Source organism: Methylobacterium sp. A49B (assembly GCF_053346215.1).
In genome coordinates, this window is record NZ_JBKFBO010000016.1 from 97,605 (window position 1) to 118,996 (window position 21,392).

A 21,392-nucleotide genomic window follows, 5' to 3' on the forward strand; every position below is an offset into this window, starting at 1 on the left:
CCTCGTCCTCAGGCCTCATCCTGCCGGGCGCGCTCGCGCAGGAGGAATTTCTGCACCTTGCCGGTCGAGGTCTTCGGCAATTCGCCGAAGACCACGTGGCGGGGAAGCTTGTAGGAGGCGAGCCGCCCCCGGCACCACTGGATCAGCTCGTCGGCGCTGGGCGAGGTGCCGGGCTTCAGCTCCACGAAGGCGCAGGGCGTCTCGCCCCATTTCGGGTCCGGCTTGGCCACCACCGCGGCGGCGGCCACCGCCGGGTGCTTGAACAGGGCATCCTCGACCTCGATCGACGAGATGTTCTCGCCCCCCGAGATGATGATGTCCTTCGAGCGGTCCTTGAGCTGGACGTAGCCGTCCGGGTGCTTCACCCCGAGGTCGCCGGTGCGGAACCAGCCGCCCTTGAAGGCCGCCTCCGTGGCCGCCGGGTTCTTGAGGTAGCCGCGCATCACCACGTTGCCGCGCATCATCACCTCGCCGATCGTGCTCCCGTCGGCGGGCACCGGCTCCAGCGTCTCCGGGTCGCGCACGTCGAGGGCCTCCAGCACCGGGTAGCGCACGCCCTGGCGCGCCTTCCTGGCCGCCCGCTGGTCCGCCGCGAGCGCGTCCCAGTCGGCGTGCCAGGCGTTGACCACCGCCGGGCCGTAGCTCTCGGTCAGACCGTACAGGTGGGTGACGTCGAATCCGGCCTCCGACATGCCGGCGAGCACCGCCTCGGGGGGCGGGGCCGCGGCGGTGAAGAAGGCGACGCGCGTCCGCAGGTCCCGGCGCTCGGCGTCGGAAGCGTTGATCAGCATCTGCATGACGATCGGCGCCCCGCAGAGATGCGTGACCCCGTGCTCGGCCATCAGCCGGTACATCGCCTCGGCCCGCACCTGCCGCAGGCAGACATGGGTCCCGGCCACGACCGACAGGGTCCAGGGGAAGCACCAGCCGTTGCAGTGGAACATCGGCAGGGTCCAGAGATAGACCGGGTGCTGGCCGAGCCCGCCCGTGATGACGTTTCCGAGCGCGAGCAGCGCCGCGCCGCGGTGGTGGTAGACCACGCCCTTCGGGTCGCCCGTGGTGCCGGACGTGTAGTTCAGCGTGATCGCGTCCCACTCGTCGCCGGGCAGCTGCCAGTCGTGCTCCGGGTCGCCGCCGGCCAGGAAGGCCTCGTAGTCGGTCTCGCCCAGGCGGGCGCCGGGGCCGTCGTATTCCGGATCGTCGACGTCGATCACGAGGGGTTTCGCCGCGAGGCCCTCGAGGGCCGCGGCGGCCGTCCGGGCGAATTCCCGGTCGGTGATCAGCACCTTGGCCTCGCCGTGCTCCAGGCAGAAGCGGATCGCCTCGGCGTCGAGGCGGGTGTTGAGGGTGTTGAGCACCGCGCCGGTCATCGGCACGCCGTAGTGGCACTCGATCATCTCGGGCGTGTTGGCGAGCAGGGCCGCCACGGTGTCGCCGCGGCCGATCCCGCGTCCGACCAGCGCCGAGGCGAGGCGGCGGGCCCGGGCGTAGAGGTCCCGGTAGGGCCGCCGCAGGGCGCCGTGGATCACCGCCACGTGGTCGGGAAAGACCCGCGCCGCCCGGTCGAGGTAGAGCAGGGGCGTCAGCGGCTGGTGGTTGGCCGGCACGCGGTCGAGGTCGCGGTCGTAGATCGTGTCGCGGGCCATTCCCGTCCTCCCGGCAAAGTCTTTCCGCAAGTCTTTGCCGGGACAGTAGCTTGCCGGGCCGGGCGCGATCAATCGAGGGCGCGCGGCGCCGTCAGGGGCGCGTCCGGGGGCTCAGTGGCGCGGCTCGTCCTCGGGCTCGGGCAGGAAGCGGGCGAGTTCGAAGCCGATCTCGATCATCAGGTGCTCGATCCGGTCCGTGAGCGCCGGCCGGTTGAGGGCGCGGGCGAGGTCGCGCAGGGCGATGATGTGCTCCGCCATCCGGTTCACGACGCGCTCGCTCTGCACGAGGTTGGCCGCCTGCTCCTCCGTCCGGTCGATGGCGATGCCCCGGCCCCGGGTCGCCCCGCCGGCGGGGTCGCGCTCGATCCGGCCGCGCAGCAGCAGGGTGCGGATGCCAGTCCGGGTGTCGCGGGTCCGGAATTCCGCCTCCATGGGGCCGCCGGTCTCGGCCACCGCGTGCAGGTAGCTCTCGATGCGGATGCGATCCTCGGGATGGGTGCGGTCGAGGAAGGCTTCGAGAGGCACGCCGGCCGCGGCCTTCTCCGGGTCGAGGCCGAGCAGACCCGCCAGGGAGGCCGAGAGCGCCAGCTGTCCGGCCCAGATATCGTGGACCCACGTTCCGACCACGCCGGAGGCGTCCAGGACGGATTGCGGGATCGGGGCTTCGGCCATGCCATTCCTCGCCGGGACATCCATTGTCTCTAAACTTGAGGTATTCACCTCCGACACGCTCCTCAGGCCAGCCCTGTCTACGCTACGGTATTCGAACGGCGCTGGAAAGGCTGTTAACCCATTCTGTGCCGAAAATCTTAACCTGAAGTTTAGATACCTGCCCAGCTTTCCACCCGAATCCGTGTCGCCGGCGCGAGTGGCGATCTTAACGGGTCGTTAACCATGATGGCCCCACCGTGCGTCGGGGCATCCTTGGGTCACAGGATCGCGGCAGGCCGCGAATCTCGACACCTGAGGTTGACCCGCTCGGCGCGCCGGCCGGAGCCGGCTGGCGCCTGGTACGGGACGCGCGGGGCCTTCTGGAGGACGCCCAGGATGAAAGCGATCACCTTCGTCACGCAGAAGGGCGGCAGCGGCAAGAGCACGCTGTGCATCTCCCTGGCGGTGGCCGCCCGGGAGGCGGGCCACACGGTCTGCATCCTGGAGATGGACCGCCAGGCCACCATCTCCGACTGGCTCGACCACCGCACCGCCGACGGTCCGGAGGTGGCTCAGATCGACGCCACCCAGATCGACGCCGTGATGGAGCGCCTGCGCGACTCCGCCTACGACTTCGTCTTCATCGACACGCCGGGTGTCGATTCCACCGGCACGCTGTCGGCGATCCGCGCGGCGGACCTGTGCATCATCCCGTGCCGGCCGACACCCGCGGACCTGCGGGCCTTCAAGCCGACGCTGGCGGCGGTCTACCGGCTGGAGAAGAAGTTCGCCTTCGTGCTGAACCAGACCCCGCCGCGCTCCTACCGCGTCCGCGACGCCGCGGACGGCCTGGCGGTGCTCGGAATCCTGCCGGACGTGAACATCGTGTCGCGCACCGACCATCAAGACGCGATCGGCCTGGGACAGGGCGTCACCGAGTTCAACCCCAAGGGCCAGGCTGCCGGGGAGGTCCGCCGCCTGTGGTCGTGGATCGAGCGCCGCACGCAGTCCCTGAGGACGGGCCAGCATGTCCAAGCCGCCTAAGCTCAGCCTCGCGGCGATCGTGGCCTCGGCGAACCCGCCCGCCAAGGCTCTGTCCGCGAAGGGGGCCGCGGCCCGGCCGCAGGGCGCCGAGATCGTGTCGCTGGCCCTCGCCCCCCCGGCGCCGAAGCCCGCCGCCACGCTCAAGCAGCGCGCCCGCCAGATGTCGGTCTACCTGGAGCCGCCGGTCTACGACCAGCTCCGCGACCTCGCCTACGCCGAGCGGACCAAGATGCACGCCCTGATGCTGGAGGGCCTCGACCTGCTGTTCAAGCAGCGGGGCGCCCGGTCCATCGCCCAGCTGACCGACGCGCAAGGCCGCTGACGCGCGCGTCCTCCTCTCCTCCTGGACGAGGGGGCGCCGCGCTTCGCCAGGGCCGGTGTGCCGGGCCGTTGCGTGAGCGGCGTCGCCGGCGCGGCGCGGGAACCCGCACGCCCCCGCGATTTCGAACTTCTGGTTCATCTCACCGACTGTGTCCGTGCTCTCCTGCAGGACACGCGCTGCCGGCACCGCCGTGGCCGGGTTTCTGAACCCCGATGGCCGGCTTTGTTCAGGCTTCCTTTACGCGACCGCTACAATTCTGGGTGGACCCGGTTGCGGCCCCTTGGCGCGGCCGCCTCCGGTCCGGTTCGGGCCCCGGCCACGCGTAGAGTTTGGTGACCCCCCACGATGGTGCGCACGACGCTTCCCCGGCCGGCGCGCCTCGCCCTGCGGCTCATGGCCGTCTCGGGCGTGGCCCTGGCCACCGCCAACTGCGCCACCTCTCCCCAGCAGAAGCTCGCGGCGGCCGGCAACGGCGTCGATCCGAAATACGGCGTCAAGGCGAGCCCGCGCCTCTACAACGAGGGCGACGTGATCCCGAAGGGCGGCGGACGCCGCTACACCGGCAAACCCTACGTGGTGGCCGGCCAGACCTACGTGCCGAAGGAGAACCCGAACGGCTACGTGCGCGAGGGCCTCGCCTCCTGGTACGGATCGGCCTTCCACGGCCGCATGACCGCCAACGGCGAGGTGTTCGACCGCCACTCGATCGCGGCCGCCCACCCGACCCTGCCGCTGCCGAGCTACGCCCGGGTGACCAACCTCGACAACGGCTACTCGATGGTGGTCCGCGTCAACGACCGCGGCCCCTACCACGCGGGCCGGGTCATGGACGTCTCGGAGGAGGCGGCCGATGCCCTGGGCTTCCACCGCAAGGGCACCGCGCGGGTGCGGGTCGAGTATGTCGGCAAGGCCTCGGTCGCCGGCAGCGACGACCGCAAGCTCTTGGCCAGCCTGCGCACCGACGGGCGCCCGGCCGGGCGCTCCGCCGTGATGGTGGCCGATCTCGGCCCGTCGGAGGAGCCCGAGCGCTACGCGCGCTCGGCCCCCGAGCCCCTCGCCTTCAAGCCCGCTCAAGAGCGTGTCCAAGAGCGTGAGGAGCCCGCCGCGACTCCGGCCGCCCGGCCCGAGCGGGCGCCGGTGCGCGCACCGATCGTGCTCGCCGCGGCCGCCGTGTCGGTCCCGGCGGCGGTGCAGCCCACGGCCCCGCCGGTGCGGGACTTCCGCCCGGCGCCCGTGCAGGTCGCCGCGGCCCGGGAGGCGGGCTCCAGGGGTGCGGGCGTGCCGGCCGCGGGTGTGAAGGTTGCGGGTCTCAACCCGGCTCTGGCCCAGGCCGCCCCGCCGTCCGGTCATGCGGCCGGGAATAGGGCCGGGCATGAGGCCGGGCATGAGGCCATGCCTGCGGCCGCCAGAACCGCCCCGAAGGCGGTCGGGACCGGGCATCCCGTGCCCGGCGCGACGCAACTCGCCAAGGCGCCCGCCGCGGCGATGCCCGCCTCCGCCAAGCTCGCCCTGGCGCGCCTCGCCGCGGTCCCGTCCAAGGCGGCCGCGCCCGTCGGCGGAGCCCCGCCCAGGGCCGGCACGCTCGCCCAGGCGGGCGCCCCCGGGAAGGCCGGTGCGGCCCCCAAGGCCGGCGCCGCCAAGCCGGCGATGGCGGGTCGCGCGGCGGGCCCCGCCGGGACGAAGAACGCCCGCCTGGCCGGGATCTACTGAGGACGGACGCGGCCCGGCCGGGCGGACGGCGTCCGGTGCCGATGCGGCATTTCGCATTCGATCCGGCGCCGAAACCGTAATATGGTCACGCTTGTTATCCGGATGCGGGCGGGGTTTCCTCGGCCGGTGGACAGGCGCGGGACGCGACGGTGATGCGCAGGACCTTTCTCACCCTTCTCGCGGCCGCCTGCGCGCTCGGGGCGGGCCTCGCCGGCGTTGCCGCGCAGGGCTTCCAGACCGCCGCCCCCCACGCGATCCTGATCGACGCCGATTCCGGCTCGGTCCTGTTCGAGAAGGCCGCCGACGAGCGGTTCTCGCCGGCCAGCATGGCCAAGCTGATGACCACCGACATCGTGTTCGAGGCGCTGAAATCCGGCCGCCTGTCGATGGACACGGAGTTCACCGTCACCGAGGACGCGTGGAAGCGCGGCGGGGCGGGCGGCGGCGGCTCGTCGATGTTCGCGCAGGTCAACAGCCGCATCAAGATGTCGGACCTGCTCCGCGGCCTGATCGTGCAGTCGGGCAACGACGCGGCCATCACCATCGCGGAGAACATGGCCGGGTCCGAGGAGGCCTTCGCCGGGCTGATGAACCAGCGCGCCAAGGAGATCGGGCTGACGAACTCGACCTTCCGCAACGCCACCGGCTACTCGGCGCCCGACCAGAAGGTCACGGCCCGGGACATGGCGAAGCTCGCGCTGCACATCATCGACACCTATCCGGACTACTACAAGATCTTCGCCGAGAAGGAGTTCACCTGGAACAAGATCCGCCAGCAGAACCGCAACCCGCTGCTCGCCCTCGACATCGGCGCGGACGGGCTGAAGACCGGCTACCTGGAGGAATCCGGCTACGCGCTCACCGGCTCGGCGGTGCAGAACGGCCAGCGGCTCGTGCTGGTGGTCTCGGGGCTCAAGACCGCCCGGGACCGCGCCTCCGAGTCGCGCAAGCTGATGGAGTGGGGGTTCCGGGCCTTCGAGCCCCGGCAGGTCTTCGCGCCGGGCGAGACGGTCGCGGAGGCCTCGGTGTTCGGCGGCCAGTCCGGCTCGGTACCCCTGGTGGCGAAGAAGCCCGTGCGGGTGCTGCTGCCGCGCGGCTCCAGCGACCGGGTCAGCGCCAAGGTGATCTATACCGGGCCGCTCGTCGCGCCGGTGGAGGAGGGGCAGCGGGTCGGCGCCCTGCGGATCCAGCGGGGCGACACGGTGGCGCTCGACCAGCCGCTCTATGCCGGCGCGGCCGTGGAGCCCGGCACGCTGCCGCAGCGGGCCATGGACGCGGCGCTGGAATTCGGCACCGGGCTCGTCCGCAAGGCCCTGGACCGGGCGGGCAAGGGGGGCGACAGGAGCGGCGACAAGGCCGGCGACAGGGGCGGGGCCGGGGCCGCCAACCCGTCGTGACCCCGCGCGCGTGATCGTGCCGCGGTTCGAGGATCCCGCGGAGGCGCGGGGCGCCTTCATCACCTTCGAGGGCGGGGAGGGGGCCGGCAAGTCGACCCAGGTCGCCCGCCTCGCCGCGACCCTGCGCGCCCGGTCCGGCCGGGGCGTGTGCGTGACCCGGGAGCCCGGCGGCTCGCCCCGGGCCGAGGAGATCCGCGCGGCGCTGCTCGACGGCGTCGCCAAGCCCTACGGCCCCTTCGCGGAGGCCCTGCTGTTCAGCGCCGCCCGGATCGACCATCTCGACCGGCTGATCCGCCCGGCGCTCGAGCGGGGCGAGACCGTGCTGTGCGACCGGTTCATCGACTCGACCCGGGCCTACCAGGGCGCCGCGGGGGGCCTGGAGCCCGGCCTCATCGCCGCCCTGGAGCGGGTCGTCGTCGGCCCGACCCGGCCGGTCCTGACCCTGATCCTCGACCTGGCCCCCGAGGCCGGCCTCGCCCGCGCGGCCGCCCGGGGAGCGGGGCAGGGGGGCGGGAATGGGACCGGGGAAGGGGCCGACCGGTTCGAGGCCGAAGCCCTCGACTTCCACGTGCGGCTGCGGGAGGCATTCCTGGCGATCGCCCGGGCCGAGCCGGCGCGCTGCGCGGTGATCGACGCGGCCCGCGATCCCGATTCGGTCGAGGCCGCGATCCGCGCGACCGTCGCGGCCCGCCTGCCCGACCTGCTTCCGGGGGAGGGCAGCCGCGGCGATGCGGCGTGAACGCGTGCCCCTATCGGCCTATCCCCTGTCGGCCCCATCGCAGTAGGCAGCCGCCATGAAGCCCATCGATCGCGCCGCCGACGACGTCGAGCCCGGGGACCTGCCGGGCATCCCGCGCCCGCGCGAGACCCTCGGTCTCGTCGGCCACGGGGCCGCCGCCGATGCCTTCGCGGGCGCGATCGCCGCCGGGCGCCTGCACCATGCGTGGCTGATCGGCGGCGGCCCCGGCATCGGCAAGGCGACCCTGGCCTACCGGGTCGCGCGGCGCCTGCTCGCCCATCCCGGGGGCGGGGGTCCGCCCGGGCTCGACGTGGCGGCGGACGATCCCGTCGCCGGCAAGGTCGCGGGCCTGTCGCACCCGAATCTCGTGGCCCTGCGCCGCCACCGGACGGCCGGCGCCAAGGCGCTGCCGACCAAGATCTCCGTCGACATGGTCCGCCGGGCGCTGGACCTGTTCGCCACGACGGCCGCGGATTCCGGCTGGCGGGTCTGCATCCTCGACAGCGCCGAGGACCTGAACGCCAACGCCGCCAACGCCCTGCTCAAGGTGCTGGAGGAACCGCCGCCGCGGGCGCTGTTCCTGATCCTGTCCCACCAGCCCGGCCGCCTGCTGCCGACGATCCGCTCCCGGTGCCGGGCGCTGATGCTGCGCCCGCTCGCGGCCGAGGACGTCGCCCGGGTGGTGCGCGCCCTGCCCGCGCCCTTCCCCCAGCCCGAGGATGCGGTCCTCGCCCGCGCGCTCTCCCTGTGCGAGGGCTCGGTCGCCCGGGCGCTGGCGCTGCTCGATCCGGTCACAGCCGGCCTCGTGGCGGAGGTCGAGACCCTGCTGGCGCGGGCGCGCAATCCCGACTGGGGCCGGGTGCTCAAGCTGGCCGAGACCCTGGCGGGCCGGGACGCGGAGGCGCGGTTCGAGGCGGCCCAGGACGCGGTGCTGCGCTTCGTCTCGGGCGAGCTCGACCGGCGCCGGGACGAGCCGCCGGCCCGGCTCGCCGCCCTGGTGGCGGTCGCCGAACGGTTCGGCCGCGCCGCCCGGGAGGCGGCGACCTACAACCTCGACCGACGCCCCGTGGTGCTGTCGCTGTTCGGGGATCTGGCGGAGGTCGCGTAGGACGCGGCGGGGATGTCCGGGCGGGCAGGGCGAGGCCCCCTCCCGGACCCGGTCCCTTGAAGGATGTCGCCCGGCCTGCTAGAAACTGAACCACATGGTTCAGTTTCTAGCAGCGTGCCTCGACGTCTCTTTTGCGGCGCTCTCGGACGCCACGCGTCGGGGCGTGCTCGAACGGCTCGGGCGCGGGGATGCCTCGATCACGGAACTCGCCGACACGTTCCAGATGACCCTCACGGGCATGAAGAAGCATGTCGGCATCCTGGAGGAGGCGGGGCTGGTCACGACGCGGAAGGCCGGACGCGTGCGGACCTGCAGGCTCGGCCGCAGCCGGCTCGCGGACGAGACGGCCTGGATCGAGGATTACCGCAAGCTCTGGGCCTCGCGTTTCGACGCGCTGGACCACATCGTCGAGGAACTGAAGCAGAGGGAGACGGCCGATGGATGCGAGCCAACCGAATGAGGCCGCCGCCGGGAAGGCCGGCACGACGGTCGAGCGGATATCGGACCGGGAACTCGTGGTGACGCGGATCGTCGACGGTCCGGCGCGCATCGTGTTCGACGCCTGGACGAGGCCGGAGCTGTTCCAGCGCTGGTGGGCGCCCCGATCGTTCGGCGTCTCATTGATCTCCTTCGAAGCCGATATCCGCACCGGGGGTACCTACCGGCTGGTCATGGGCCATCCGTCCTCGGACCGGCCCATGGCGTTCGTCGGCCGATATATCGAGGTGACACCCTGTTCCCGCCTCGTCTGGACCAACGAGGAGGGCGGTGGAGACGGGGCCATCACCACCGTCACCTTCGAGGAGATCGACGGCCGCACGCGGGTCGTCGTGCGCGACCTCTATCCCTCGAAGGACGCGCTCGACGCGGCGATGGCGTCCGGAAGCACGAGCGGGTGGGGCGAGCAGTTCGAGCAGCTGGACCACCTCGTCGCCGGCCTCGACGCGGGCGGCTGACGAGCGTCGGTGGGGGTCGCGCCCTGACGGCACGGACCCTGATCGGGGTTGGCAGGCGTGGCCGCCGGTCCTGCGCCGAAGGCCCGCGACGCAGCAAGGACCCGGGCGGATGGAGCGTCGGCCTGCCAGCGCGGCCCCGCTCAGGGCTTGGTCGGCGTCGACGGGGGCGTCCCCCAATCGACGATCGAGAGATCGAGCGGCAGGACATCGCGGACGGCTGACGGTGGGATCTTGCTGGCGAGGTGAAGCGGCGAGCCGGTCGCCTCGGCCTGATCGAAAGCGGCGGTCCCCGCCTCGACCGCAGCCGGAACGGTGAAGGCCTCGAACACGTAAGGCAGGCCGTCCGCCAGAAGCGCGTTCGGACCGTCCATGACGTGCAGATGCAGGTGTGGCGCTTGGCTGTTGCCGCTGTTGCCCACCTCACCGAGACGGTCACCGCGCGTGACATGATCGCCGACACGCAGGCTGACGCTGCCCGGACTGAGATGGGCATAGAGAACGAACGACCCGTTCCCGATGTCGGTGACGATGAAGTTGCCGTCCGCCTCGCCGATCGGCAGGTCGGACGGCAGCGCCCCCGGGACCTGATCGGGCAGGTCGTTGCGGGCACCGACCACCGTGCCGTCCGCCACGGCCAGCACGGGCTCACCGTAGATGCGGTAGCTCCTCACGTCCTTCAGATCACCGCGCACGATCCGGTTCCCGTCATCGATCTTCTCCCAGTCGATCGCGTAACGCTGCGCGAGACGGAAGACCCCGTTGAGCGGCAGGAGGGCGCGGACGTGCCGGACGGAGTCGCAGCAGCCGTCGCCGGCGATGTAGCCGTGTCCGCGCAGCGGTGCCCCGAGCACGGGCAGGGGCCGATCGATGACCGGGGTCGGCGCGATCTGCATCGACAGGTCGGCCTTCAGCGGTTCGGCGAAGCCGTCGACGTCGTGGACGAGCGTCTCGGGGATGGGCGCCCCCGCCTCGAGACGGACGTGAAGGAAGACGACCCCGAACTGGTAAGCCCCGAGTGACGTTGTGGGGCTCGCCCGCCGGCCACCGAGTGACAGGCGCTGGCCGATCGCCTCCCGATCGAGGGCCAGAAGCGGCCGTTTCGAGCGGCCGTCGCGCACGACGAGGCGCCTGAGGTCGAAGCGCCCGTCCAGCACGTTCGAGAGCCGAAGCTCGTAGACGAGGTGCTTGCGGCCGTCCGACATGGGCACGGCGCGGGGCGCCGCCAGCACGTCGGCGACGAGGGGCGTCATGACGGGACCTGTGGACGCGCCCGGGGGCCCGGTTTCCGCCCCGCGCGCGGCACCGCAGACCAGAGGGGCGAGGATCACGGCAGCGCGGGCGAGCGTCAGGAAGCGCATGCAGATCCCCTGGGCTTGAGTGGGCAGCGCGGCGTGCCGGACCGGTCGTCTCGACACGATCACACTAACCCGGATCGAGGCGTCGGCTGGACATCGGAAGCGGCGATCCGGGTCTCCGGGCACGCTGGTCGCGTGAGCCCCGGCGCCGGATCCTCGTCCTCCTGCGCGCAGTAGGGATGGTCGGCCTTGGGCCAGGGCTACCGGGCCCGCCGGCCCGATATCACGAGGCCGGCAAGCACCAGCGCGGCGAGCGCCGAGAGAGCGAGCCCCGGCAGCAGCCCGGCCGGCACGTAATGCAGGCGCAGCACACCCGCTCCGGCCGGGATCACCGTCGACAGAAGGACGTCGTTGACGACCTCGACCGCCAGCGGTGCGCCGTTCCAGGACGCCGCGTAGCCCGGGTACCACGCCCGCGCCCAGACGACGCGGCCGCCCCCCGGCGAGGCGACATCGTAGCGTCCCGAGGCCGCGGCCTCCGCACTGGCGGCGACGCGGAAGCCCGCCGGCCCGGCCGAGAGCGTCCCGGGCAGCGCGACCCCATCGCCCGACCGCTCGAACAGGTCCGCCACGACGCCGGGGCGCCGGATCCAGCCCGGTCCGGCGACAGCGGCGAAGCTTTCCGCGCGCAGGCCCCTTTCCGCCGCGACGCGCACCACGCGCGCGAGATCGAGCGTGCGCGCGCCCGTCACCGGGTCGAGGCGCGCCAGCCGCTCGGCGGCTTCCGGGCAGGTCGCCCCGCCGCGCCACAGGCAGAACGCGCGGAAGCCCTGCGCCGGCATGGGCGAGTAGCCACCGACCACCGCGGCCCCCGTGAGCAGCGCCGTGTTGGCGTGCGGCAGTTCGGTGAACAGCGCGGCCTGGGCCTCCGGCGCGATCGGAGCCCGGTGGTACTCCGGGTCGTAGAGCACGAGGCTCGTGTCGCCCGGGCGCAGGGGCGGGGCCAGGTAGGCCGATCGCTCCATCGGCGCCCGCCACGTGCCGACCTGGCCGTTGAACGGCATGACCGCGGTGAGGATCGCGAAGATCACGATATGGCTCGCGGCGATGACGGCGAGCCGCTCCGTCCCCTCCGTCCGCAGGGCCAGCACGGCCGCGAGGGCGACGAGCGCCGTCAGGGCGATCTGCAGCGTGGCGATATCCGGATCGCGCGCGAGCGCGACCGCGCCGCCGATCACGATGACCGCCAGCGTCGGGACGGGCGCCCAGCGGTCGCGGGCGGCGAACCAGGCCGCCACGACCGCGCAGCCGATCTGCACGTAGGGCAGGTAGCGGAAGGGCCAGCGCAACTGCGACACGCCAGGGGCGATGGCCAGCAGGGCGAGCACGCCCGTCACCGCCAGCACCAGGGCGACGCCGCGGCCCGCCGGCTCATTGAGCCGCGCCCGGGAGGCGTTCACCAGCGCGGCCGGCACCCACCACGAGACGTACTGGGCCGGCGGCCCGACATGCATCTTCAGGCCGTTGAAGCCGAGCCAGGTCTCGGGCCAGATCGGCACGCCCATCGCCAGGAGCACGGCGGGGGGTGCGTGCAGCATGTCGTGGAACAGGACTTCCGGCTGGCGGGAGCTCGTCCCGATCGCGGCGGCGAGCGGCATCCAGGACGGCGCGGCGAGCAGACCGCCGAGGCCGGCCGCGAGGGCCGCCCGCACGCAGGCCCGCCACTCGCGCCCGGCCCGGAACGCCAGGGGGAGGCCGACCCCGAGGCCGGCGATGAGCGCCGCGTCGGAGAACGGCCAGCCGCTCGCGATCGTCAGGTAGACGGCGCACGCGGCCGCCGGCACGGAGCCCGGTGCCCGGTAGGCGCGGATCAGCGCGGCCGCCGCCCAGGACAGCCACGCGGTGCTGACGAGGCCGGCGATCCACGTGATGGCGCCCCAGTAGATGATCCATCCGCTCGTCGCGGCGGTCAGCCCGGCGAGCACGGCGGCCGGCCGGCTCACACCCACCTGGCGCGCCAGGGCGTGCGTGCCGCCGGCGAGCAGGCCGACATGGACGAGGGCGAAGAAGGCGGCGGCGCGGTCGAGGCGCGCGAACCCGTCGAGCGCGAGATAGAGCGCCACGCTGACGGGATTGAACAGCGCGTACTGATACTCGGCGAGGAACGCCCCGCCCTGGAACAGGCGCGGAGACAGGAACGGCCATTCCCCCGCCTTGATCAGCCGGGCGACCTCCAGGAAGCCCGGCATGAAGTACGTCTGGTAGTCGTCGGTGAAGTAGAAGGTGGGCTCGTGGACGAGCGGGACCGCCGCGGTCGCGACGGCGAGACAGGCCGTCAGCAGGCCCCAACCGAGTTCGGCGCTGCGCGGCAGCGTGGCGACGGACGGCGACGCGCCGCCGAGGAGCCCGGCGCTCATCGCGCCCAGATCCCCAGCACCGATTTGCCCGCCCGGAATCCCAGCCAGGGATCGAGCCGGCGGGAGAGCGGCACCATCAGCCGGTCCCAGGCGGCGATCTGCGCCGCGTTCGGCATCGCGCTCCGCAGGACGAGGCGGTTGCCGAGGGAGGCGCCGAACCCGACCGCGTCGAGGTAGTCGAGCCGCACCCGCCGCAGGCCCTCCGGCGCGGCCGCGCGCAGGGTCGCCCGGGTGTAGCGCCGCTCGTGGCCGATCGCGGCATCGAAGGGCGCGTAGAGGAACGGGTGGGCCGGCGAGAGCACGACGAGGTGGCCGCCCTCCGCGAGCCGCGCGGCCGCCCGCGCCAGCTCGCCGCGATCGTCGCGGATATGCTCCAGCACGTCGATGTAGAGGACGGTGTCGAAGCGGTCGGCGGCCGTGAGGTCCTGGATCGTTCCGCGCAGCACCCGCGTGCGGGCGGGCAGCCCGCCCGCCTCGACCCGCGTCGCGAGGCGCGCGGCGAAGCGCGCGTCGGGCTCCAGGCAGGTCCAGGCTTCGATGCCCGCCCGCTCCGAGAAGACCTCCGCCGTGGCGCCCAGCCCGGCGCCCACGTCGAGCACGCGGCCGCCGACGAACGGCGCGATGACGTCGGACCAGTAGCGCTTCCAGTTGCGGGCGGCCGCGAAGAGTTCGAGTTCGCCGCCGACGTAGTCGGAGGGCGTCGTCAGGACGCCGCTCGGCGATCCGCTGGCCACTTCGCGTCTCCGTCGTTGGTCTCGTGCGCGGGGGTGGCGGGCGCGAGCAGGAACCAGTGCGCGTCGCGGGCCGGCACGATCTCGGGCAGCGCGCGCCGGTTGAGGTGCGCGGCGGCCGCCGTCGCCGCCAGCAGCGCCGCCTGGAACAGCACCACGAGGAGCAGGCCGCCCGCGTTCGTCGCCCAGCCGGGCAGGGCGAGGTCGGTGCAGAAGCGGACGAGCACCACGCCGATCATCGCGGCGACCACCCCGCACCCGAACCCCGCCAGCAGCACGAGGAGGCGCACGAGGCAGACGTCCTCGAAGACGGCGATGGCGTTGAGCCCGTGCCGGATCAGCGCCGTCGCGTTCATGGTCGAGCGCCCGGCATAGCGCTGGCCGCGGTCGAGGGGGACGCGGTGGAGGGGCAGGCCGGAGCGGAGAAGGCTCGCGGCGAAATGGCTCCACAGGGCCGGGGCGTGGACGAGCCGCGGCAGGTGCGCCGGCGCGATCGCGCAGTAATGGCCGAAGTCGATGCGCCGCCCCGTGCAGAGCCGGAACACGGCCTTGAACAGGCCGTAGCCGAGCGCGAAGCGCACGCCTTCGAAGCGGCGTCGGCGCCGGGCGCAGATCACGGAATCGGGGTGGGCCTCGGCCTCCGCGACGAGGAGCGGGATGTGCTCCGGCCGGTCCTCGCCGTCGCCGTCCATGACGATGACCGCGCGATAGCCGTGCGCCCGCTCGTTCGCCTGCACGAGCCCGACCGCGATCGCGCGCTGGTGGCCGAGATTGGTGGCGAGGACGGCGGGCCGCAGGCAGAGCCGCCGCGCCGCGCCTGCGACCTCGGCGAGCACCGCCCCGCCCGGCTGCCAGGATCCGTCGTCGACGACGATGAGTTCGGCGTACAGGTCGGCCTCGACCAGGACGGCGTCGATCGCGCCCGCGAGGATGCGAAAGGCGGCCCAGTCGTTGTAGACGGGCACGACGATGGCGATCGGCCGCCTGTCGCGCGGGGCGACGCGCGCGGTCTCGCGCAGGACGGTGAGTTCGCGGGCGACCCGTGCGAACCGTTCGGCCTCGCCCGGCTCCGTGCTGCCTCCCACGACGTCTCCTCTGACATCCGTCTCCTGAGATGAATGGAGCGTGGGCGACCAGGGTAAAAACGCCGTTAAGGGCGCCCGGCAGGACTGTCGAAGGACCGAGCCGGACCGGGTCGCTGTCCGCCCGAACGGATGGCCGCGGGCGCGCCGGCGTCCAGCTCGACGGGGCGCGCTCTAATCCGCGATCAGATGGGGCACGAAGCGCGCCCTGTCGGTGGTGATGCGGCGCGTCTCCTCGCGGACGCAGAGGCCCGCGGGCTCCGCGCCGACGACCCAGCTTCCGACCAGGGCGCGTCGCCCCGCGAAGGCGGGCAGTTCCGCGAGCGCCTGGCGCACATGGCCCTCGCCCCCGTACGGCCCCTCGGCGCGTTCGAGGACCGCGCCGTCGCGGACGAGGAGCACGTTCGCGCCCTCGCGTGCGTAGAGCGGCTTCTTCGCGAAGGAGGTCCCGAGGGCCGCCTTGGCGGGATCGGCCTCGAAATAGGCCGGCAGCAGGTTCGGGTGGCCCGGCGCCATGGCCCAGAGATGGGCCAGCATCCCCTTGTTGGACAGGACCGCCTTCCAGGGCGGCTCGAGGAAGCGGGTCGGCGAGGGGCCGATGGCGGGGCCGAAGGCGTCGGCGAACATCCACTCCCATGGGTAGAGCTTGAACACGGCGTCGAGGGGCCGGCCGTCGGCGTCGAGGAAGCGGCCGTCGTCACCCAGGCCGATCGCCTCCATCGGCACGAAGGGCGCGCGCTTCCCGGCCTGGACGGCGCAATCCTGCAGGTAGGCCACCGTGCCGCGGTCCTCCGGCGCGTCGGGGAAGCACGCGAAGGCGACGGTCTCGGGCAGGCTCATCGCGCCGAAGCGCGCGATCAGCCGCTCGTGCAGCGCGTTGAACTGGTCGGCGCCCGGGGGCAGCTGCCCGCGCGCGAGGCCGTCCTCGAGCCAGAGCCACTGGAACACCGCGCTCTCGTAGAGGGCGGTCGGCGTGTCGGCGTTGTATTCGAGGAGCTTGGCCGGCCCGGTGCCGGCCCCGCCGTAGCAGAAATCCATCCGCCCGTAGAGGGTGGGGTCGCGCCTCCGGAAGCTGTCGGCGATCGCCTCCCAGGCCTGCTCGGGGATGGCCAGCGAGGCCAGGATGCCCGCATCCCGGACGGCGCGCTCGGCGAAGGCGAGGCAGAGCGCGTGGAGTTCGCGGGTCGGCGCCTCGATGTCGTCCTCGATCTCGGCGAGGCTGAAGGCGTAGTAGGCGCTCTCGTCCCAGTACGGCCCGTCCGCGAAGGTGTGGAAGGTGAAGCCCGCCTCGGCCGCGCGCGCGCGCCAGTCGGGCCGCTCCGGGATGCTCACGCGGCGCATCAGCCGCCCCCGGATCCGCCCGCATGGCTGCTGAAGGCGGAGACGGCCCGGCCCGTCGCGCCGAAGCCGCCGCGGGCGAGCGTGCGCGGGGCGCTCGTCGTGGTGCGGGCGACCGCGGAGGAGACGCGGGCGACGGATCCGCCGCCCGTCGTGAACACGCGGCCGCCCGCACCGGTGCAGTAGCCGCTGGCGAAACCGCCGGAGCCGCCGGCGGCCTGGCGCTCCTCTTCCGGAGCGTGCCGGTAGAGCGGCTGGGCGGGCAGGCCCTGCGCCGCGCTGCGGCCGATCATGTAGCCCGCCATCAGCGGCACGAAGACCGCCGGGTTGCCCGTCCCGTCGCCCGTCTTGTCACCCGTCCTGGCGGTGCAGCCGCCCGGACCGTGGTGGCGCTCGCACGCCGCCTGCGTCGGGTAGCGCGGCGCGCTGGCGGCGTCGCTGTCGAGGGCCGCACGGTACGCGGCGATGCACGCGTCGGCCGGCCGCACGCCGGCCGCGATGCAGGCGCCGTCATTGTCGTAGACCAGGGCGTCCTCCTCGCGCTGCGACGGGTCACGCCGCGCGAGCAGGAACGCCGCGGCGCCGGCGCCGGCGATCAGCACCAGGGAGATCGTCGCCGAGCGCTTGACGCGGCGGGTCGTCCCGGTCTCGCCCGCGGGGAGGGTGGGCGGCATCGCGGCGCCTCTCAGTAGGTCATCGCGGCGGCGTTCACGATCCCGACCGCGAAGGAGGCCGCGCCGAGCAGCACCGCCGGGGCCATCCGCCCCTCGGCGATGCGCCGCGAGAGGTCCGGGATCGCGAGGCGCACCAGCCAGTAGACGAGGATCTGGACGACGAGGGCGATCAGCCCCCAGACCACGCAGTCGAGGAGCGACTGCGCGTTGAAGATCGCCGCCGCGAGGGGCAGGGCGAAGCCGGCGAGGCTGAATCCCAACGCCACCGCGGCCGCCGTCACGTCCTGCCGGATGAGCGCGAGCTCGTTGTGCGCCGTCGCGAAGGTGTAGGTCACGAGGTAGAGCCCGATCAGGCCGAGCGCCGTCCCGAGATAGAGGAGGAAGTCGGGCAGTCCCGAGATCGAATTCACCGCATCGCGTCCCGCGCGGGGCGACCTGCGCATCCTGGCGTGGCGATCCGTTCAGCCATGAGATCCGATCGGTTCGCGTCCTCACCGCACCGACGGTGCGGGGGACCGGAGCAGGATTGTATCGGTAGCATGGGCCCGCCGCGCTTCACAAGCTTGCCGGCGAAGCGAGAGCAATCGTCATCGCTGTAGAGCACATGAGAGCAGTTTAGGGCAGTTGAGAGCAAATGCAGGCGCCGAACATCCGTATTGAAGCCGGTCCAGAATTTGACTGATCTTGCACTGTGCTCACGGTTCGGCTTGCCGCCGGAGGCGGATGGCGCAGGCCGGCGATGCCCGCGATCTGGCGCGGGCACGGTCGGGCCGGCGCGGTGATCCGGCCCGGAAGACCCTCCGAACCGTGCGGATGCCGTTCACGCCGCCTTGGCCGGCAGGGCGAACAGGTCGATGAAGGATCGCGTCAGGGCGGCCTCGCCCGTGAAGGCAAGCGTGCCGCCCGCGCCGTCGCGGGCCAGGGGCGCCTTGCCGTAGATCGTGCGGCGCATCGCCATCGTATCGCCGGTGAAGGTGAGGTCCGGCGCCTCGGGCGCGCCGCGCCGCACAGCGATCGCGCCATCCGCCACGGACACGGCGAAATCCTCCCCGGGGAAGCGGAAGGCGACCGAGAGGGACAGGTCCGCCGCACGCGTCCGGTCGAACAGGGCCTGGAGCGACATCATCGCGGACGCCGCCGACATGAACAGGCTTGGATCGTGCCGCGGGGAGCGCGCGGCCCAGCGCCCCAGGTCGCGCATCAGCGGCGCGGCCTCGCGTCCCCACGCGGTCAGGTCGTAGACCTGCACGTTGGCAGGCGAGGGCAGCCGCGTGCGTCGGACGATGCCCACCGCCTCCAGGCTCTCCAGCCGCTGCGTCAGCACGTTGGCGCTGATGCCCGGAAGGTTGGCCCGGATCTCGCCGAAGCGGCGGGGGCCGAACACGAGTTCGCGCATGATCAGCAGCGACCAGCGCTCGCCGATGAACTCCAGGGCGAGGGCCGTCCCGCAGGCGTCGTCGTAGCGACGCTCGCGCGGGGTCGATCCCATGTCGGTTATTTTTTCTGACTTCATGGTTGCTTTGTCTAACCGAGAATGCCAGCCTGGGCAAAGCGGGGCCGTACGGGGTGCCGCGCAGCGGCCACAGCGCCGATTGTCACGGAGGAGCGCCTGATGCCACCTGTCGAGGGAACCCCCATCTGGTTCGAGCTGAACGCGACCGATCAGGACGCCGCACAGGCCTTCTACGAGGCGGTCGCCGGCTGGCGCGTCGCGCCGTCTCCGATGCCCGAACACGGCGGCTACCGCGTCGCGGAGGCCGACGGGACGCCCGTGGCCGGGATTCGACGGTCGATGCCCGAGGCGCCGGGCCTGCCCGGCTGGGCGGTCTACCTCGCGACACGGGACGTCGATGCCCTGGCGTCCCGGGCGGTGGATCTCGGCGGCCAGGTCCGGTTCGGACCCATCGACATTCCCCATGTCGGCCGCTTCGCCATGGTGAGCGACCCGCAGGGCGTGGCCTTCGCCGTGATGCGTGCGGACGGTCCCGGTGAGCCCCGCGCCTTCGGGCCGGTGCCCCTCGGGACGGAGCAGACCCGCGGCCACGGGGTCTGGATCGAGCTCGCCACCCCCGATCCCGAGGCGGCCCTCGGGTTCTACGGCGCGCTGTTCGGCTGGGAGAAGCTCGGGGCCATGCCGATGGGCGCCCTGGGCGAGTACGCCTTCATCGGCCGGGGCGACCTGCGTCCCGGCGCGGTGATGTCGAGCACGACGACCGGCGCACCGGCCCGGTGGACCTGGTACATTCACGTGGCCGATATCGATGCCGCGCTCGCGACGGTCCGGGAGCGGGGCGGCACGGTGCTCCAGGGGCCCGATCCGATCCCCGGAGGCAGCTACTCGGCCAAGATCGCCGACCCCGCAGGCAACGGGATCGGCCTCGCCGGTCCGCGCCAGGCGTCGTGACGGGAGGCCGGCGATGACGCGCGACAAGCTGACGACCTGCCTGTGGTTCGACCACGGCGAAGCCCGCAAGGCCGCGGAGTTCTATGCCGCGACCTTCCCGGACAGCCATGTCGGCGCCCCCATGAACGCCCCGTCGGATTACCCGGGCGGGTCCGCGGGCGCGGAACTCACGGTCGCGTTCACCGTCCTCGGCCGGGCCTTCGTCGGCCTGAACGGCGGCCCCGCCTTCAAGGCCAATCAGGCGGTCAGCTTCATGGTGCTGACCGAGGATCAGGCGGAGACCGACCGGTACTGGGACGCCCTCGTGAGCCACGGCGGCGCGGAGAGCCAGTGCGGCTGGTGCACGGACTGCTGGGGCTTCTCCTGGCAGATCACGCCGCGCGCGCTCCTGCGCGCCAACAGCCATCCCGACCGGGCCGCCGCCCGGCGCGCCTTCGAGGCCATGATGACCATGCGCAAGATCGACATCGCCCGGATCGAGGCCGCCATCCGCGGAGACTCCGCCGATGCGTAAGATCACCGGCTCCCTGTTCCAGTCCCTCGACGGCGTGATCCAGGCACCGGGCGGCCCCGAAGAGGATCAGGCCGGGTTCGCGCACGGCGGCTGGACCTTCCCGTACTTCGACGAATCGCTCGCCGGACCGATGGGCACGCTGCTCGGGGGCGCGTACGAGCTGCTGCTCGGCCGGCGAACCTACGAGATCTTCGCCGCCTACTGGCCGCACAACGGCGATCAGCCGATCGGGGCGACCTTCAACGCCATCCGCAAGCATGTCGTCACCGCATCCGACCGGGCGCTCGGCTGGAACAACAGCCGGCGCCTCGTCGGCGATCCTGTCGCGGCGATCACCCGCCTCAAGGAGAGCGACGGGCCCGACCTCCTCATCCAGGGCAGCAGCAGGCTCTATCCGGCGCTGCTCCCGGCGGGGCTCATCGACCGGTTCGTGCTGATCACCTTTCCGGTCATGCTCGGTCGCGGCAAGCGCTGGTACGCGGAGCATCCGTCGGCGGCCCGTGCATGGACGCTGGTCGAGCAAGCCCACTCGCCGAAGGGCGTCCACTTCGCGGCCTTCGCGCGGGACGGAGCGGTTGAGACCGGCAGCTTCGCCACCAAACCCCCGAGCGAAGACGAACGCGCGCTCCGCCAGCGTCAGGCCGCAGGGGACTGGTGATCGGCCCGCGGCCCGTTCGTGCCGTTCCGCAGGTCCGGCCCTGCGGCCGGACGCGGCGGTCGGTGGAGGCTCGACCTTGTGGTCGAACTGTCCCGCCTCGAAGCGTATAGTCGACCGCGCGTCGGACACGGAGGACGCCGATGACCAGCCTCGCCGACCACATGCGCACCCTGGCCGCCTACAATGCCTGGGCCAACGACCGCCTCTACGCCGCGGCCGCGGCCCTGCCGGACGCCGCCTACCGTCAGGGGGCGGGGGCCTATTTCGGCAGCCTGCACGGCACGCTGAACCATCTGCTCGTCACGGACCGGCTCTGGCTGTGGCGGCTGACCGGCACCGGCGACGCACCCAGCCGGCTGGACCTCATCCTATTCGAAGAACTCGACGCCCTGCGGCAGGCGCGCACCGCCGAGGATGCGCGCCTGGAAGCCTATGTCGCCGGTCTCTCGCCCGAAGCGCTGGCGGCAAGCTTCGACTACGCGACGACGAGCGGCGTGGCGCAGCGCCAGCCGCGCGCGGAGGCACTGGCGCATCTCTTCAACCACCAGACCCACCATCGCGGGCAGGCGCACGCGATCCTGACCCGGCTGGGCGTGGCCGAGCCGCCGTCGCTGGACCTGTTGCTCCTGCAACGCGAACGGGCGCGCCGCGCGACCGCCCCGGCGACGTGACCGTCCGACGGCCCCTTGTCCTGCAGGGGCGCGGG

22 protein-coding genes are annotated in these 21,392 nt (G+C 72.8%); 12 read left to right on the top strand and 10 right to left on the bottom strand.

Annotated features, from left to right (window positions below; all coding sequences use genetic code 11):
- Positions 1-8 precede the first annotated feature (8 nt).
- Both ACLBX9_RS02275 and ACLBX9_RS02280 read right to left on the bottom strand, forming a co-directional pair.
- Positions 9-1,646, bottom strand: coding sequence for an acyl-CoA synthetase (locus tag ACLBX9_RS02275; RefSeq protein ID WP_447717746.1), 1,638 nt, complete (start codon positions 1,644-1,646; stop codon positions 9-11).
- 111 nt (positions 1,647-1,757) lie between these two features.
- The gene (locus ACLBX9_RS02280; RefSeq protein ID WP_039894448.1) at positions 1,758-2,318 is read right to left on the bottom strand and encodes a PAS domain-containing protein; all 561 of its coding nucleotides are present in this window, start codon (positions 2,316-2,318) and stop codon (positions 1,758-1,760) included.
- Between the two features lie 375 nt (positions 2,319-2,693).
- Here ACLBX9_RS02280 and ACLBX9_RS02285 point away from each other — a divergent pair, with 375 nt between their 5' ends.
- The 8 genes from ACLBX9_RS02285 (at position 2,694) to ACLBX9_RS02320 (ending at position 9,573) form a co-directional block, all read left to right on the top strand.
- Positions 2,694-3,341: a ParA family protein gene (locus ACLBX9_RS02285; RefSeq protein WP_010686460.1), complete on the top strand. Its 648-nt coding sequence runs from the start codon at positions 2,694-2,696 to the stop codon at positions 3,339-3,341.
- Positions 3,325-3,663: a ribbon-helix-helix domain-containing protein gene (locus ACLBX9_RS02290; protein WP_010686459.1), complete on the top strand. Its 339-nt coding sequence runs from the start codon at positions 3,325-3,327 to the stop codon at positions 3,661-3,663. The genes ACLBX9_RS02285 and ACLBX9_RS02290 overlap by 17 nt, the downstream gene beginning before the upstream one ends.
- A gap of 345 nt (positions 3,664-4,008) precedes the next feature.
- Positions 4,009-5,373 carry a septal ring lytic transglycosylase RlpA family protein gene (locus ACLBX9_RS02295; RefSeq protein WP_447717747.1) on the top strand — a complete coding sequence of 455 codons (1,365 nt, stop codon included), beginning with the start codon at positions 4,009-4,011 and terminating at the stop codon, positions 5,371-5,373.
- Between the two features lie 152 nt (positions 5,374-5,525).
- The gene (locus ACLBX9_RS02300) at positions 5,526-6,770 is read left to right on the top strand and encodes a D-alanyl-D-alanine carboxypeptidase family protein (RefSeq protein ID WP_447717748.1); all 1,245 of its coding nucleotides are present in this window, start codon (positions 5,526-5,528) and stop codon (positions 6,768-6,770) included.
- A 10-nt stretch (positions 6,771-6,780) separates the two neighbouring features.
- On the top strand, positions 6,781-7,509 hold the full coding sequence (gene tmk / locus ACLBX9_RS02305) for a dTMP kinase (RefSeq protein ID WP_447717749.1): 729 nt from the start codon (positions 6,781-6,783) through the stop codon (positions 7,507-7,509).
- Positions 7,510-7,564: 55 nt separating this feature from the next.
- Positions 7,565-8,617 carry a DNA polymerase III subunit delta' gene (locus ACLBX9_RS02310; RefSeq protein WP_447717750.1) on the top strand — a complete coding sequence of 351 codons (1,053 nt, stop codon included), beginning with the start codon at positions 7,565-7,567 and terminating at the stop codon, positions 8,615-8,617.
- Between the two features lie 94 nt (positions 8,618-8,711).
- Entirely contained in the window at positions 8,712-9,077 is a 366-nt protein-coding gene (locus ACLBX9_RS02315; protein ID WP_447717751.1) for an ArsR/SmtB family transcription factor, read from the top strand.
- A complete protein-coding gene (locus tag ACLBX9_RS02320; protein WP_010686453.1) occupies positions 9,055-9,573 on the top strand; it encodes an SRPBCC family protein in 519 nt (172 codons plus the stop codon). The genes ACLBX9_RS02315 and ACLBX9_RS02320 overlap by 23 nt, the downstream gene beginning before the upstream one ends.
- A 140-nt stretch (positions 9,574-9,713) precedes the next feature.
- Here ACLBX9_RS02320 and ACLBX9_RS02325 read toward each other — a convergent pair whose 3' ends face one another.
- The 8 genes from ACLBX9_RS02325 to ACLBX9_RS02360 all read right to left on the bottom strand — a co-directional run bounded on the left by ACLBX9_RS02325 (position 9,714) and on the right by ACLBX9_RS02360 (position 18,599).
- On the bottom strand, positions 9,714-10,931 hold the full coding sequence (locus ACLBX9_RS02325) for a M23 family metallopeptidase (protein ID WP_010686452.1): 1,218 nt from the start codon (positions 10,929-10,931) through the stop codon (positions 9,714-9,716).
- Positions 10,932-11,128: 197 nt separating this feature from the next.
- Positions 11,129-13,285 (bottom strand): hypothetical protein, encoded by a 2,157-nt coding sequence (locus tag ACLBX9_RS02330; RefSeq protein ID WP_010686451.1) that lies wholly within the window; start codon positions 13,283-13,285, stop codon positions 11,129-11,131.
- Entirely contained in the window at positions 13,282-14,019 is a 738-nt protein-coding gene (locus ACLBX9_RS02335; protein ID WP_051072291.1) for a class I SAM-dependent methyltransferase, read from the bottom strand. Before ACLBX9_RS02335 ends, ACLBX9_RS02330 begins: the two co-directional genes overlap by 4 nt.
- Positions 13,989-15,101, bottom strand: coding sequence for a glycosyltransferase (locus ACLBX9_RS02340; protein ID WP_447717752.1), 1,113 nt, complete (start codon positions 15,099-15,101; stop codon positions 13,989-13,991). The genes ACLBX9_RS02335 and ACLBX9_RS02340 overlap by 31 nt, the downstream gene beginning before the upstream one ends.
- Positions 15,102-15,272: 171 nt before the next feature.
- Positions 15,273-16,439 carry a glutathionylspermidine synthase family protein gene (locus ACLBX9_RS02345; RefSeq protein WP_447717753.1) on the bottom strand — a complete coding sequence of 389 codons (1,167 nt, stop codon included), beginning with the start codon at positions 16,437-16,439 and terminating at the stop codon, positions 15,273-15,275.
- Positions 16,439-17,110, bottom strand: a complete 672-nt coding sequence (locus ACLBX9_RS02350; protein WP_447717754.1) for a DUF1190 domain-containing protein — start codon at positions 17,108-17,110, stop codon at positions 16,439-16,441. Before ACLBX9_RS02350 ends, ACLBX9_RS02345 begins: the two co-directional genes overlap by 1 nt.
- 11 nt (positions 17,111-17,121) lie before the next feature.
- Positions 17,122-17,520 carry a DUF350 domain-containing protein gene (locus ACLBX9_RS02355; protein ID WP_010686446.1) on the bottom strand — a complete coding sequence of 133 codons (399 nt, stop codon included), beginning with the start codon at positions 17,518-17,520 and terminating at the stop codon, positions 17,122-17,124.
- 410 nt (positions 17,521-17,930) lie between these two features.
- A complete protein-coding gene (locus ACLBX9_RS02360) occupies positions 17,931-18,599 on the bottom strand; it encodes a winged helix-turn-helix transcriptional regulator (RefSeq protein ID WP_447717755.1) in 669 nt (222 codons plus the stop codon).
- 123 nt (positions 18,600-18,722) lie between these two features.
- Between ACLBX9_RS02360 and ACLBX9_RS02365 the strand changes: the two genes are divergently transcribed.
- The 4 genes from ACLBX9_RS02365 (at position 18,723) to ACLBX9_RS02380 (ending at position 21,357) form a co-directional block, all read left to right on the top strand.
- Positions 18,723-19,514 (top strand): VOC family protein, encoded by a 792-nt coding sequence (locus tag ACLBX9_RS02365; RefSeq protein ID WP_010686444.1) that lies wholly within the window; start codon positions 18,723-18,725, stop codon positions 19,512-19,514.
- Positions 19,515-19,527: 13 nt separating this feature from the next.
- Positions 19,528-20,028 carry a VOC family protein gene (locus ACLBX9_RS02370; RefSeq protein WP_447717756.1) on the top strand — a complete coding sequence of 167 codons (501 nt, stop codon included), beginning with the start codon at positions 19,528-19,530 and terminating at the stop codon, positions 20,026-20,028.
- Positions 20,021-20,686, top strand: coding sequence for a dihydrofolate reductase family protein (locus tag ACLBX9_RS02375; RefSeq protein ID WP_010686442.1), 666 nt, complete (start codon positions 20,021-20,023; stop codon positions 20,684-20,686). The genes ACLBX9_RS02370 and ACLBX9_RS02375 overlap by 8 nt, the downstream gene beginning before the upstream one ends.
- A gap of 140 nt (positions 20,687-20,826) precedes the next feature.
- The gene (locus tag ACLBX9_RS02380) at positions 20,827-21,357 is read left to right on the top strand and encodes a DinB family protein (RefSeq protein WP_010686441.1); all 531 of its coding nucleotides are present in this window, start codon (positions 20,827-20,829) and stop codon (positions 21,355-21,357) included.
- Positions 21,358-21,392 lie beyond the last annotated feature (35 nt).

Coding starts and splice junctions, on each gene's coding strand:
- ACLBX9_RS02280 (WP_039894448.1), bottom strand. CDS start 2,318: ATGGCCGAAGCCCCGATCCCGCAATCCGTCCTGGACGCCTCCGGCGTG.
- ACLBX9_RS02295 (WP_447717747.1), top strand. CDS start 4,009: ATGGTGCGCACGACGCTTCCCCGGCCGGCGCGCCTCGCCCTGCGGCTC.
- ACLBX9_RS02315 (WP_447717751.1), top strand. CDS start 8,712: ATGGTTCAGTTTCTAGCAGCGTGCCTCGACGTCTCTTTTGCGGCGCTC.
- ACLBX9_RS02360 (WP_447717755.1), bottom strand. CDS start 18,599: ATGGGATCGACCCCGCGCGAGCGTCGCTACGACGACGCCTGCGGGACG.
- ACLBX9_RS02300 (WP_447717748.1), top strand. CDS start 5,526: ATGCGCAGGACCTTTCTCACCCTTCTCGCGGCCGCCTGCGCGCTCGGG.
- ACLBX9_RS02375 (WP_010686442.1), top strand. CDS start 20,021: ATGCGTAAGATCACCGGCTCCCTGTTCCAGTCCCTCGACGGCGTGATC.
- ACLBX9_RS02330 (WP_010686451.1), bottom strand. CDS start 13,285: ATGAGCGCCGGGCTCCTCGGCGGCGCGTCGCCGTCCGTCGCCACGCTG.
- ACLBX9_RS02320 (WP_010686453.1), top strand. CDS start 9,055: ATGGATGCGAGCCAACCGAATGAGGCCGCCGCCGGGAAGGCCGGCACG.
- ACLBX9_RS02275 (WP_447717746.1), bottom strand. CDS start 1,646: ATGGCCCGCGACACGATCTACGACCGCGACCTCGACCGCGTGCCGGCC.
- ACLBX9_RS02290 (WP_010686459.1), top strand. CDS start 3,325: ATGTCCAAGCCGCCTAAGCTCAGCCTCGCGGCGATCGTGGCCTCGGCG.
- ACLBX9_RS02380 (WP_010686441.1), top strand. CDS start 20,827: ATGACCAGCCTCGCCGACCACATGCGCACCCTGGCCGCCTACAATGCC.
- ACLBX9_RS02345 (WP_447717753.1), bottom strand. CDS start 16,439: ATGCGCCGCGTGAGCATCCCGGAGCGGCCCGACTGGCGCGCGCGCGCG.
- ACLBX9_RS02310 (WP_447717750.1), top strand. CDS start 7,565: ATGAAGCCCATCGATCGCGCCGCCGACGACGTCGAGCCCGGGGACCTG.
- ACLBX9_RS02350 (WP_447717754.1), bottom strand. CDS start 17,110: ATGCCGCCCACCCTCCCCGCGGGCGAGACCGGGACGACCCGCCGCGTC.
- ACLBX9_RS02325 (WP_010686452.1), bottom strand. CDS start 10,931: ATGCGCTTCCTGACGCTCGCCCGCGCTGCCGTGATCCTCGCCCCTCTG.
- ACLBX9_RS02365 (WP_010686444.1), top strand. CDS start 18,723: ATGCCACCTGTCGAGGGAACCCCCATCTGGTTCGAGCTGAACGCGACC.
- ACLBX9_RS02285 (WP_010686460.1), top strand. CDS start 2,694: ATGAAAGCGATCACCTTCGTCACGCAGAAGGGCGGCAGCGGCAAGAGC.
- ACLBX9_RS02370 (WP_447717756.1), top strand. CDS start 19,528: ATGACGCGCGACAAGCTGACGACCTGCCTGTGGTTCGACCACGGCGAA.